This is a genomic window from Pseudomonas sp. LBUM1661 (assembly GCF_059695925.1).
In genome coordinates this window covers 3,936,620-3,949,573 of the sequence record NZ_CP166794.1, presented here as the reverse complement: position 1 = coordinate 3,949,573, position 12,954 = coordinate 3,936,620, and the positions used below count along the sequence as shown (strand labels likewise).

Annotated in this window: 10 protein-coding genes; 9 read left to right on the top strand and 1 reads right to left on the bottom strand. The window is 60.6% G+C overall.

Annotated features, from left to right (window positions below; genetic code table 11):
* The first annotated feature begins 68 nt into the window (after positions 1–68).
* The 6 genes from ACA057_RS18005 to ACA057_RS17980 are packed head-to-tail and all read left to right on the top strand — an operon-like array spanning position 69 to position 6,648.
* Positions 69–854 carry an enoyl-CoA hydratase gene (locus ACA057_RS18005; protein ID WP_497340979.1) on the top strand — a complete coding sequence of 262 codons (786 nt, stop codon included), beginning with the start codon at positions 69–71 and terminating at the stop codon, positions 852–854.
* Positions 855–857: 3 nt separating this feature from the next.
* Complete coding sequence (locus tag ACA057_RS18000; protein WP_497340977.1) at positions 858–2,387, top strand: 3-hydroxyacyl-CoA dehydrogenase; 1,530 nt, start codon at positions 858–860, stop codon at positions 2,385–2,387.
* A 24-nt stretch (positions 2,388–2,411) separates the two neighbouring features.
* Positions 2,412–3,614: a 3-oxoadipyl-CoA thiolase gene (locus tag ACA057_RS17995; protein WP_497340975.1), complete on the top strand. Its 1,203-nt coding sequence runs from the start codon at positions 2,412–2,414 to the stop codon at positions 3,612–3,614.
* Between the two features lie 24 nt (positions 3,615–3,638).
* The gene (locus tag ACA057_RS17990) at positions 3,639–4,877 is read left to right on the top strand and encodes a CaiB/BaiF CoA transferase family protein (protein WP_497340973.1); all 1,239 of its coding nucleotides are present in this window, start codon (positions 3,639–3,641) and stop codon (positions 4,875–4,877) included.
* Positions 4,878–4,937: 60 nt separating this feature from the next.
* Positions 4,938–5,687 carry an electron transfer flavoprotein subunit beta/FixA family protein gene (locus tag ACA057_RS17985; protein ID WP_497340971.1) on the top strand — a complete coding sequence of 250 codons (750 nt, stop codon included), beginning with the start codon at positions 4,938–4,940 and terminating at the stop codon, positions 5,685–5,687.
* A gap of 16 nt (positions 5,688–5,703) precedes the next feature.
* A complete protein-coding gene (locus ACA057_RS17980; protein WP_497340969.1) occupies positions 5,704–6,648 on the top strand; it encodes an electron transfer flavoprotein subunit alpha/FixB family protein in 945 nt (314 codons plus the stop codon).
* 38 nt (positions 6,649–6,686) lie between these two features.
* Here the strand turns inward: ACA057_RS17980 and ACA057_RS17975 are convergent, their stop codons facing one another.
* Positions 6,687–8,555 carry a sigma-54-dependent Fis family transcriptional regulator gene (locus ACA057_RS17975; RefSeq protein WP_497340967.1) on the bottom strand — a complete coding sequence of 623 codons (1,869 nt, stop codon included), beginning with the start codon at positions 8,553–8,555 and terminating at the stop codon, positions 6,687–6,689.
* A 313-nt stretch (positions 8,556–8,868) separates the two neighbouring features.
* Here ACA057_RS17975 and ACA057_RS17970 point away from each other — a divergent pair, with 313 nt between their 5' ends.
* The 3 genes from ACA057_RS17970 (at position 8,869) to gabD (ending at position 12,951) form a co-directional block, all read left to right on the top strand.
* Positions 8,869–9,669 carry an SDR family NAD(P)-dependent oxidoreductase gene (locus ACA057_RS17970; RefSeq protein WP_497340965.1) on the top strand — a complete coding sequence of 267 codons (801 nt, stop codon included), beginning with the start codon at positions 8,869–8,871 and terminating at the stop codon, positions 9,667–9,669.
* Between the two features lie 157 nt (positions 9,670–9,826).
* Positions 9,827–11,506 (top strand): flavin-containing monooxygenase, encoded by a 1,680-nt coding sequence (locus ACA057_RS17965; RefSeq protein WP_497340963.1) that lies wholly within the window; start codon positions 9,827–9,829, stop codon positions 11,504–11,506.
* Positions 11,503–12,951 (top strand): NADP-dependent succinate-semialdehyde dehydrogenase, encoded by a 1,449-nt coding sequence (gene gabD / locus ACA057_RS17960; RefSeq protein WP_497340961.1) that lies wholly within the window; start codon positions 11,503–11,505, stop codon positions 12,949–12,951. The genes ACA057_RS17965 and gabD overlap by 4 nt, the downstream gene beginning before the upstream one ends.
* The last annotated feature ends 3 nt before the right edge of the window (positions 12,952–12,954 follow it).

The following is a 12,954-nucleotide window of genomic DNA, read 5'->3' as shown; positions in this document are numbered from 1 at the left end:
CGTATCTATGATTGATATGAATTACGGTATTCAGTTTCGTATAGCGAAACATAAAACAAGAGGTGGCTATGGACTCCCGACTCAACGCTGTAGTGGATCTGCACATTCGCGATGATGCCGTCGCGGTCGTACACATTCAGCGGCCCGAGACCAGGAACGCGCTCAACAGCGCAGTGCGCGAACAGCTGGCAGCAATCTTTCGCTCTCTGGCCGGCAATGAGCAGGTGCGCGCGATCGTCCTCACCGGTGGTGAACAGTGCTTTGTCGCCGGTGCCGACATCCGTGAGTTCGCCGAGGCCAGCCCTATCGAAATGTATCGCCGCCACACAGAGTACTTGTGGGAGGCCATCGCACGTTGCCCTAAACCTGTGATCGCCGCGGTCAATGGTTTTGCCCTGGGAGGCGGCTGCGAATTGGCGATGCACTGCGACATCATCGTTGCAGGGCAATCGGCACGCTTCGGTCAGCCAGAGGTCAAGCTTGGCCTGATGCCGGGAGCCGGTGGCACCCAGCGCCTGATTCGCGCCGTCGGCAAGTTCCAGGCGATGCGTATCGCACTGACGGGCTGTCTGGTCCCGGCCCCCGAAGCGCTGGCAATGGGCATGGTCAGCGAGGTGGTGAGTGACGAGCGCACAGTGCCGCGAGCCCTTGAGCTGGCTTCTGAAATAGCCGCCTTACCACCGTTGGCCGTAGCGCAGATTAAGGAAGTCATGTTGCTCGGTGCCGACTTGCCTCTGGACAGCGCGCTGGCGTTGGAGCGCAAGGCGTTTCAGCTGCTGTTCGATTCCAGGGATCAGAAAGAGGGTGCCAGTGCCTTCCTTGAAAAACGCAAAGCCACCTTTTCGGGAGAGTGATTCATGACACGCGAGATCAACCATATGGCGGTGGTGGGGGCTGGCATCATGGGCACCGGCATTGCCCAGATTGCAGCCCAGGCCGGTATTCAGGTTCTGCTGTTTGATAACCGCGAAGGCGCCGCCCAAGCCGCTCTCGATAACCTTGAACAGACGCTGGACAAGCTGGTGAGCAAGGGCAAGGTCCTCGCCGCAGACGCACAGGCCACACGCGATCGCCTGCAGGTAGCGACCGCTCTGACCGAGCTCAAGGACGTCGACCTGGTCGTCGAAGCGATTGTTGAGCGCCTCGATGCCAAGCAGGCTTTGCTCGCACAGCTTGAAGCCGTCGTCGGTGATGATTGCATTCTGGCAACCAATACCTCGTCGCTGTCTGTGACCAGCATCGCCCGGGAATGTCGGCGTCCTGAACGTGTCGCGGGTTTCCACTTCTTCAACCCGGTGCCACTGATGAAAGTCGTTGAAGTCATCGATGGCCTCGCCAGTGATCCGCAAGTGGGTGATCGCTTGCAGGCGTTGGCGGCGCGCATGGGCCATCGTGGTATTCGGGCCAAGGACACGCCAGGTTTCATCATTAACCATGCGGGACGTGCCTACAGCACCGAAGCCCTGCAAATTCTCAAGGAAGGCGTGACTGAGCCCGCCGAAATCGACCGCATCCTGCGCGAAGGCCTGGGTTTTCGCATGGGGCCGCTGGAGTTGTTCGACCTGACAGCCCTGGATGTCTCGCACCCGGTAATCGAGTCGATCTACAACCAGTTTTACCAAGAGCCACGATATCGTCCGGCAGCGTTGACTCGGCAGATGCTTGAGGCCGGGTATGTCGGTCGCAAGGTCGGGCGAGGCTTTTACAGATACGCCAACGGTCAAATGGTCGATGCGCCCCAGGCGCAGACAGTACCGGTAGTGGAGACTCAACCTCCGGTTTGGCTGGGTACCGAGAACGAGGCCGATCATGTCAGCCTGACTGCTTTGCTGAATCAGCTCGGCGCGCAGGTAGAGCAGGGCGCCACGCCGTCCAGCGAAGCGCTCTGCTTGCTGGCGCCCTATGGTCTGGATGCGACCAGTGCCTCGGAACGCTTTGCCACCGACCCGGCGCGCACGGTCTGCATCGACCCGCTTCTCGACTGCACTCGCTACCGCACGCTGATGCTGAACCCGGCAACCCGAGTCGACATGCGCAATGCCGCGCATGCATTGCTTGCTCGCGACGGCGTAGGTGTCAGCGTTATTAACGACAGCGTCGGCTTCGTCGCCCAACGCGTGCTGGCAATGATCGTCAACCTGGCCGGCGATATCGTTCAACAGCGCATCGCCAGCGTCGCAGACCTAGATGAGGGAGTGCGCCGGGGGCTGGGTTATCCGCAGGGGCCGTTGGCCTGGGGCGACAGTGTCGGCACCAAACGCTTGCTGACCATCCTGGAGCGCATGACCGAATTGACGGGGGATCCGCGTTACCGGCCGGGCCCTTGGCTGCGTCGACGCGCGACCATCGGCCTATCGCTGCGCCACGCCGAACCGACACTAACCTGACCTTTCTATCCTTAGGATACTTCCATGCTCGACGCCTACATCTTTGCAGGATTACGTACTCCTTTCGGTCGCCACGGCGGTGCACTCGCACCCGTTCGACCCGATGATCTTGCTGCTCATGTGATTCGAGAACTGCTTGCGCGACATGCCATCCCTGGTGACGCCATTGAGGATGTGATTCTCGGCAATACCAATCAGGCCGGCGAAGACAGCCGCAATATCGCGCGCCACGCCGCACTGCTCGCCGGTTTGCCGGTGACGGTTCCGGGGCAGACGGTCAATCGGTTGTGTGCCAGCGGGCTGGCCGCGGTGATCGATGCCGCACGCGCGGTGACCTGTAAGGAAGGTGAACTGTTTGTTGCCGGCGGAGTGGAGAGCATGTCGCGCGCGCCCTTCGTCATGGCCAAAGCCGAAACGGCCTACAGCCGCGACTTTACGATGTATGACAGCACCATCGGCGCACGCTTTCCCAACCCCAGGATTGTTGCCGAGTTCGGCAATGACAGCATGCCTCAGACCGGCGACAACGTGGCCCAGGAGTACGGCATCGAGCGGGCCCAGGCCGATGTGTTCGCCGCACGCTCCCAAGCCAATTACGAAGCCGCGCGCACACGTGGTTTCTTCAACGACGAACTGCTCGGCGTCAGCGTGCCCACCGGCCGCAGGACGCCGCCCCATCTGGTGGAGCAAGACGAACACCCGCGCCCGCAATCTGACCTTGCCGCACTTACTCGTCTGCGCCCCTTGCACGAAGGGGGCGTGGTCACCGCCGGCAATGCGTCAGGTGTCAACGATGGGGCCGCAGCACTGCTGATCGGTACGGCTGCTGCGGGTGAGCGCCACGGGTTGGTGCCTATGGTGCGTATCCTGTCGAGTGCCGCTGCGGGTGTGGCTCCGCGCATCATGGGTGTCGGCCCGGTGGAGGCGATCAACAAGGCCCTGGCCCGCGCCGGGCTGACGCTGGCAGACATGGATATCATCGAAATCAACGAAGCGTTTGCCAGCCAGGTACTGGGCTGCCTCAAGGGGCTTGGCCTGGCGTTGGACGACCCTCGGGTCAACCCCAACGGCGGAGCGATCGCGGTCGGCCACCCGCTGGGTGCCTCGGGTGCTCGCTTGGCGCTGAGCACCGCACGAGCGTTGCGGGAATGCGGCAAACGTTACGCCGTGGTCAGTCTGTGTATCGGTGTCGGCCAAGGGCTGGCGATGGTTATCGAGCGTGTGTAAACGCTCAAGCAAAGGTGAAATGACATGGGTGCTTTGACTGGATACCGCGTGCTCGACTTGAGCCGTGTGCTTGCCGGCCCCTGGTGCGGGCAAACACTGGCCGACCTGGGCGCCGAAGTGATCAAGGTCGAACGGCCGGGCGCGGGCGATGACACTCGTGGTTGGGGCCCGCCCTGGATGAAGGGCCAGAGCGATGAGTTGACCTCCGAGGCCTCTTATTATCAGTCGACCAATCGCGGCAAGTTATCGGTGGCACTGAACCTGGCCAGCCCGGAAGGGCAGGAACTGGTGCGTGCGTTGGCGACCGATTGCGATGTGCTGATCGAAAACTACAAGGCCGGCTCCCTGGCCAAGTATGGGTTGGATTACGCCTCGCTGGCGCAACTGAACCCGCGACTGGTGTACTGCTCCGTCACCGGCTTTGGGCAGACCGGGCCACGCGCTGCTGAGCCGGGCTACGACTTTATCGTGCAGGGCATCGGCGGGCTGATGAGCATCACCGGCGAGCGCGATGACCTGCCCGGTGGCGGGCCGCAAAAGGTCGGCGTGGCGTTTTCCGATCTGATGACCGGGCTTTATTCCACGGTCGCGATCCAGGCGGCGTTGCTCAGCCGGGAAAAGACCGGCGTGGGTCAGCACATCGATATGGCGCTGCTGGATGTGCAGGTCGCCACCTTGTGCAACCAGAGCCAGAACTACCTAGCCTCGGGCAAACCACCCGGCCGTTACGGCAATGCCCACGCCAACATAGTGCCGTATCAGGTGTTTCGCGCCAGCGACCAGGACTTCATCATCGCTTGCGGCAACGACTCGCAATTCGTCGCTCTGTGTGAAGCCATCGGCCTGGTGCACCTGTCTCAAGACCCGCGCTTCATGCGTAACGCCGACCGCGTTGCCAATCGCGAGGCGATTATCGAGATCTTGTCGCGGCACTTCCTTGAGGGCTGTGCGCAGGCGTGGATAGACCGTATCCATCCCCGGGGCGTGCCGATAGGGGCGATCAACAGCATCGCACAGGCGCTGGATGAGCCTCAGGTCAAGGCGCGCAATATGCTGGTGACGATTCCCCATCCGCTGAAGGCCGATTTCGTGACCGTTGGGAGCCCGATCAAGCTGTCCGGCACGCCGGTGGAATACCTGCGACCGGCGCCGATGCTCGGCGAGCATACGGATGAAGTGCTCAAACGTCAGTTGGGGTTGGATGACGAGCGTCTGGCGCAGTTGAAGGCCAGCGGTGTCATTGAGCAGTTGGGCGCGCGCTGATCTGCTTTGCCCGGCCCGCCGAGGGTGAGCCGGGTTCACTATTTTGTAATGGAGTTATCCATGAAAGTCCTCGTAGCTATCAAACGAGTGGTCGACTACAACGTCAAGGTTCGCGTCAAGGCGGACAATTCCGGCGTCGACCTCGCCAACGTCAAGATGTCGATGAACCCGTTCTGCGAAATCGCCGTGGAAGAAGCCGTACGCCTGAAAGAGAAAGGACTAACGACTGAAATCGTCGTCGTCTCGATCGGCCCGTCCACCGCTCAAGAGCAACTGCGCACCGCGCTGGCGCTGGGTGCCGACCGCGCCATCCTCGTCGAATCCGCTGAAGACCTGACTTCCTTGGCGGTTGCCAAGCTGTTGAAAGCGGTTGTCGACAAGGAACAGCCTCAGCTGGTGATCCTTGGCAAACAAGCCATCGACAGCGACAACAACCAGACTGGCCAGATGCTCGCGGCATTGAGCGGCTACGGTCAGGGCACGTTCGCGTCCAAAGTCGAGATCAGCGGCGACAGCGTTGCCGTGACTCGCGAAGTCGACGGCGGCGCGCAGACGGTTTCCCTGAAACTGCCGGCCATCGTCACCACCGACCTGCGTTTGAACGAGCCGCGCTACGCGTCCCTGCCAAACATCATGAAAGCCAAGAAGAAGCCTCTCGAAGTGCTGACTCCGGACGCTTTGGGCGTTTCCACCGCCTCCACCAACAAGACCGTAAAAGTCGAAGCGCCGGCTGGACGCGGCGCGGGTATCAAGGTCAAGTCGGTGGCTGAACTGGTCGAGAAACTGAAAAACGAAGCGAAGGTGCTTTGAATTGGAGAGCCGAATAATGACTATCTTGGTCATCGCAGAACATGACAACAAAGTGCTGGCTCCGGCCACGCTGAACACCCTGGCTGCCGCTGCGAAAATCGGTGGTGATATCCACGTACTGGTTGCCGGTCAGGGCGCTGGCGCCGTGGTTGAAGCCGCTGCGAAAATCGCCGGCGTGAGCAAAGTACTGCTGGCCGATAACGCCGCCTATGCGCATCAGTTGCCGGAAAACGTCGCGCCTCTGGTCGCTGCTCTTTGTTTAGAGGCGGGGGGCGCTGGCTACAGCCACATCCTGGCCGCCGCCACCTCCAACGGCAAAAACATCCTACCGCGCGTTGCCGCGCAACTGGACGTTGATCAGATCTCCGAGATCATCTCGGTCGAAAGCGCTGACACCTTCAAACGCCCGATCTATGCCGGTAACGCCATCGCTACCGTTCAGTCCAACGCTTCGGTGAAAGTCATCACCGTGCGTGCTACCGGTTTCGACCCGGTGGCGGCTGAAGGCGGTTCTGCTACTGTTGAAGCAGTGGCGGCGACTCACGACGCCGGCACTTCCAGCTTCGTCGGCGAAGAACTGGCCAAGTCCGATCGTCCGGAACTGACCGCTGCCAAAATCGTCGTTTCCGGCGGCCGCGGCATGCAGAACGGTGACAACTTCAAACACCTGTACGCCCTGGCTGACAAGCTGGGCGCTGCCGTCGGAGCTTCCCGCGCCGCGGTCGACGCAGGTTTTGTACCCAACGACATGCAGGTCGGTCAGACCGGCAAAATCGTTGCTCCACAGCTGTACATCGCCGTCGGTATCTCCGGAGCGATCCAGCACCTGGCCGGCATGAAAGACTCCAAAGTGATCGTTGCGATCAACAAGGACGAAGAAGCGCCGATCTTCCAGGTGGCCGATTACGGTCTGGTAGCGGACTTGTTCGAGGCAGTGCCAGCCCTTCAGCAAGCCCTTTAAGGATGAACCAGGCGCCGGTACGCGGCGCCTGGCGAGTTTCAGTCGTATGAGCCTTTGCCCGGCATCTTGATGCCGTGCAGGTTGACCTTGCGATACAGCGTTGCACGCGAAATCCCCAGCTCCTGCGCGGCCAACAGCGGCTTCCAGCGATTGCGCACCAGCGTATCAATCAAAGCTTGGCGTTCTGGACTCCCAGAGACAGTGTTCAAACCTTTCGCAGGTGCACTCACGCTCAGTGTCACCGGTAGATCCTCCACCCCAATCACCTGGCTTTTGCAAATAGCACAGGCGTAGCGCAGCACGTGGTGCAATTGCCGCATATTGCCGGGCCAGCTGTAATTCAGCAGCATTTCCAATGCCGCTTCGCTTAACTCCAAGCGTTCCCCCGAGCGTGCGCATTCTTCTTCCAGCAGTTTAGTGATCAGCGCCAGCTTGTCCTTACGCTCGCGCAGCGGCGGGATATCGAAGCGCGCGCCGCTCAAGCGGAAGAACAGGTCCTCGCGGAAGTGCCCGGTTTCAACCAGAGTGGCGATATCGCGGTGGCTGGCGCAGATGATCTGGATGTCGATCGACTGTGCGCGCGCTGCACCCAATGGCGCTACCTCACCCTCGCTTAACACCCGCAGCAGGCGCGTTTGCAAGGACAGTGGCATGTCGCCGATTTCATCCAGGAACAGGGTGCCGCCGTCCGCCTGCTGCAACAGACCGAGCATGCCTTTACTGGAGGCGCCGGTGAAGGCACCGGCGGCATAGCCGAACAGCTCGCTCTCAATCAAGCTCTCGGGTATCGCCGCGCAGTTGATAGCCACGAAGGCCTTGTCGCGGCGTTTACTGGCAGCGTGCAGTTGCAGGGCAAAGTGCTCCTTGCCGGCGCCGGTCTCACCATGAATCAGCACAGGCAGCCCGCGATCCTTGACGCGCACCGCCAGTTCCAGCGCTTGGGCGACCTTAGGGTCGAGGGCTGACGCCAGTGTGCTGGCCGCGGGCGCACTGATGGGCCGGCGGGGCATCTTGAGGCGCACATGCAGGCCCATCGTCGGCAGGTAGTGGATGTTGTCATCCCCGGCGGCGGGCAGTTGCGCTGAGGCGAAGGCTTCGTCGATATGTGTGGGGATCCGGCCACAGCGCTGCAAGAGCAGGCGTCGCGCGGCGGGGTTGAGCGCTTCGATGCGGCCATCACGGTCCCAGGCGAACAGGCACTGAGGCTGGCTGTCGACGTAGCCGGGCAGGGGATGGGCGCGTAACACCCACAGGTCTTGGGTGCTGTACATGAAGTAGGCATTTTCAAGGTCGATGGCACTTTGGATAACCATCTGCCGGATCAGATGCTGGCTGCGTCGGTCGTCTGGTGCGCGCACTGAAGAGACGTCCAATACCGCCAGGATCTCGCCGTTGGGTGAAAATATCGGCGCCGCCGAGCAGGTATTGCCAATGAACGCCGCGCGGAAATGATCATGCTTGTGCACGGTGACCGGCAGTTTGTCGATCAACACCGCGCTGACAGCGGTCGTACCTTCTTCCTTTTCCGACCAGCAGGTGCCGACGTCCATGCCGGAACGGCGGTACTCGCCGCGCAGGGTCGATTCGATCCGATAGTCGACGGTGCAACCCAGCGTATCGGTGAGCATCACACAGTAATCGGCGTCTCGTACACGGCCATGTAGCCGCGACATCTCATCACCGGCCAAGTGCAGGAAATCGTCGACACGCTGGCGGTGTTCATTGATTTGGTGAGCCTCCAGAACCCTGGGGCCCTGCATTGACCCAGGGTCAAGTTTGTAGTGCTGTATCGAGCGTCGCCAGGAGTCGAGGATGATATTCGGCACCGGTAAGGTCGGGGCATTTCCAGCCGTGCGTAACACTCGATTCACATGCTCGACATGAACCTTTGACAAGCCAGAGGACATGGTACCTCCGAAGATTGGATCTTATTTTTCTGTGAGGCTCATTAAAGGCGCGATGGCTGTCCCCTTCAAGCTGAATCGGTCAGCCGGTCCCGGTGAGACATAACATCTCAGTATTCGCAGGGGGACGTGAGGAAGGAGAGCCATTATGTCTTGGATTAGCCGCCTTTCTCATACCTTCATTTAATCGCTTAACCTCTCTGTTACGGGCTTCTCAGCCCGGTTTTCCGATCTTGGCATTCGACTTGCTCTGTCTGTCTCAGCGGGCCGCATGAGACGGCTGTATTTCAACAAGAAGAATGAACAGAGGCACCCCATGAGCCAATTCAAAGCTGTCAATTTCTCCCTGGAAGGCAAAGTTGCCCTAATCACCGGCGCCGGTCGTGGTATTGGCCAAGGTATTGCGCTGAGCCTGGCCCAGGCGGGCGCTGACGTAGTACTCGCCGACTACGACTTGAATATCGCTGAGGAAGCGGCGGCCAATGTGCGTGCCCTCGGTCGTCGTGCTGTCGCCCTGCAGGTAGATGTCAGCCAGGCAGAGAGTGTCGCAAGCATGATCGATCAAGTGCGGCAGACCTTTGGCCGTCTTGACGTAGCCGTCAATAATGCCGGCGTGGTGAGTCTCGGCCGGGTCGATGAGCTTGCGGTTAGCGAATGGGACCGCATCATGAATATCAACGCGCGCGGCGTTTTCCTGTGCTGTCAGGCTGAACTCAAGCTGATGCGGGAGCATCACTTCGGCCGAATCATTAACCTGGCCTCTATTGCCGGCAAAGTCGGTTTCCCGGATCTATCCCACTACAGCGCCTCCAAGTTCGCCGTAATCGGTTTTACCAACGCCTTCGCCAAGGAGGTAGCCCGCGAGGGCATCACTGTCAACGCCCTCTGCCCGGGCGTGGTCGGCACAGGCATGTGGCGCGGTGACGAGGGGCTTTCCGCGCGTTGGGCCCAGTCTGGGGAATCCGAAGTGCAGTCCTGGGAGCGGCATCAGTCCAGCCTGCTGCCTCAGGGTGAAGCGCAAACCGTGGAAGACATGGGTCAACTTGCGGTTTACCTGGCCTGCGCCCCCCATGTCACCGGCCAGGCTATCGCTGTAGACGGCGGCTTCTCGCTTTAGTTGTCCCCATGGGCCTGCCTTGGCCCGCTAGCACACGTTGAAGATTACATCCCCTGAACGCTTGGCTCAGGGGGCGGATACGGCTTGCCTGCAGCTTTGCATCACGCACTGAAGCGAGTTGTGCCTGCAGGCGCATTGATCGAAACAGGAGAACATAATGACAACTACAGTTCTGGCCAAACGTTCCGTTGGCACCGACGTTATCAACTACGACGCCATTGTGATTGGCGCAGGTTTCGGCGGCATTTACATGCTCAAGAAGTTGCGCGATGAACTGGGTTTGAAAGTCCGCGCCTTCGACAAGGCCGGCGGAATTGGCGGCACTTGGTTCTGGAACCGATATCCCGGTGCGTTATCCGACAGTGAATCATTCGTCTACTGCTTCTCCTGGGACCGCGAGCTGTGCCAGGAGTGGGATATCACCACGCGCTACCTGACCCAGCCGCAGATTCTGTCCTACCTTAACCATGCGGTAGATCGACACGACTTGCGTCGTGATATCCAGTTGGAAACCGGCATCACCGCAGCGGTGTTCGACGAGCAGAGCGGCCGCTGGCTGGTGACGGCTGATGACGGCCATCAATACAGCGCCAAGTACCTGGTGACTGCGCTGGGCCTGCTGTCCGCGACGAATGTTCCGAAGATCAACGGCTTGGACCAATTCAAGGGGCACATGTACCACACCGCCAACTGGCCGGCCGATGCCGTGCTCGAAGGCAAGCGGGTGGGAGTGATAGGTACCGGGTCCACAGGCTGCCAAGTCATCACCGCGATCGCGCCGACCGTCGGCCACCTCACGGTGTTCCAGCGTTCAGCGCAGTACACCGTGCCGGTGGGCAACGGCCCGGTCAGTCGCGAATACGTCGACGACATCAAGCGCAACTATGATGCCATCTGGAAGGAAGTGCGTTCCTCGCGGCTAGCGTTCGGCTTCCCGGAGAGCGACGTCCCCACCATGAGCGTGGACGCTGCCGAACGAAAAGCCATCTTCCAGCGCGCCTGGGAAGGAGGTGGCGGTTTCCGCTACATGTTCCAGACCTTCAACGATATTGCCACCAGCGAAGAAGCCAACGTCGAGGCCCAGAACTTCGTCCGCGAGAAAATCGCTGAAATCGTCAAGGACCCGGAAACCGCACGCAAGTTGATGCCCCGCGATCTCTACGCCAAGCGACCGTTGTGCGACAGCGGCTACTACGCCACCTTCAATCGCCCCAATGTGTCGCTGGTGGACGTCAAGGCCAACCCGATTGAAGAAATCACCGCCAAGGGCATTCGCACGGCGGACGGGGTCGAACACGAGCTGGATGTACTGGTGTTCGCCACCGGTTTCGATGCCGTGGACGGCAACTACAAGCGTATCGATATTCGCGGGCGCGACAACGTCTCGATGAAGGATCACTGGGCTGACGGTCCGTCGAGCTACCTGTCGGTCGCCACCGCCAAGTTTCCCAATATGTTCATGATCCTTGGGCCCAACGGTCCCTTTACCAATCTTCCACCGACCATTGAAACCGAAGTGGAGTGGGTGTCCGAGCTGATCGACTTTATGGAGCAGAACGAGCTGGCTTGCGTGGAGCCGTCGGCGCAAAGCGAGCACGAATGGGGCAAGACCTGCCAGGACATTGCCGACCAGACGCTGTTCGCCAAGACCGACTCGTGGATCTTCGGCGCCAATATCCCCGGCAAGAGCAACAAGGTTTATTTCTACATGGGTGGCTTGGGCGCGTTCAGCGAACAGTTGGCAGCCGTCAGGAACGACGACTACCGGGGCTTCAAATTCAAGGCCGTGAGTGTTGATGGGGCGAAGTCGCGCCGCGTAACGGAGAACCTGCAATGAAGTTGAACAACCCCCAACTGATGCGTCATCAAGCGTTTATCGACGGTGAGTGGCTGGCTGCCGACAACGAAGCCACGATCACCGTGGTCAACCCGTCGACCGGGACGACCATCGGCCAGGTCCCGCGCATGGGTAAGGCAGAAACACGCCGTGCAATCGAAGCCGCCGAGCGTGCGTTGCCCGCCTGGCGTGAGCTTTCTGCCAAGGCCCGGGCCAATGCGTTGCGCCGCTGGTACGAGCTGATCATCGACAACCAGCACGACCTGGCCCACATCATGACGCTGGAGCAGGGCAAGCCTTTGCCTGAGGCATTGGGCGAAATTGTCTTTGGTGCGTCGTACATCGAGTGGTACGCGGAGGAGGCCAAGCGTGTCTACGGGGATCTGATCCCCGGCGCGACCGACAAGCGCCTGTTGGTGATCAAACAACCGGTGGGTGTTTGTGCCGCTATTACGCCCTGGAACTTCCCCAGTGCAATGATCACCCGCAAAGCCGGCCCGGCCTTGGCCGCTGGCTGCACCATGGTGATCAAACCGGCCTCGCAGACGCCGTTCTCGGCATTGGCATTGGTCTATTTGGCTGAGCAGGCGGGCATTCCCAAGGGCGTGTTGTCGGTGGTCACGGGCGCAGCGGCGGAGATTGCCGAAGAGCTGACCAGCAACCCGGCAGTGCGCAAGATTTCCTTTACCGGGTCCACCGAGATCGGGCGCCAGATCATGGAGAAATGCGCCCACGACATCAAAAAGGTCTCCCTGGAACTGGGTGGCAACGCGCCGTTTATCGTCTTCGAGGATGCCGATCTCGATGCCGCCGTGGACGGCGCGCTGGCCTCAAAATTCCGTAACGCCGGGCAGACTTGCGTGTGCGCCAACCGGCTTTACGTGCACGACAAGGTGTACGACGCGTTCGTCGACAAACTGGCTTCGGCGGTCGGTGCCCTGAAGGTGGGCGATGGCTTTACCGACGGCGTCACCCTCGGGCCGCTGATCGACGGTAAGGCCGTTGCCAAGGTGCGCGAGCATATCGAGGATGCGCTGGCCAAGGGCGCCAAGGTTGTTCAGGGGGGTGGCGCGCATGCCCAGGGTGAGAATTTCTTCGAACCCACCATCCTGGTGGATGTACCTGACAACGCCCGGGTCGCCAAGGAAGAAACCTTCGGCCCCTTGGCGCCGGTGTTCCGCTTCTTTGATGACGCCGAAGTCATCGCCAAAGCCAACGACACCGAGTTCGGCCTGGCGGCGTATTTCTATACCGCCAACCTGAGTCGCGTGTTTCGAGTGGGGGAGGCTCTGGAGTACGGCATCGTCGGGGTCAACACCGGCATCATCAGTTCCGAGGCCGCGCCGTTTGGTGGGGTCAAGGCGTCGGGTGTCGGCCGTGAAGGGTCCAAGTACGGGCTTGAGGATTACCTCGAGATCAAATACCTGTGTCTGGCCGGCATCTGAGCT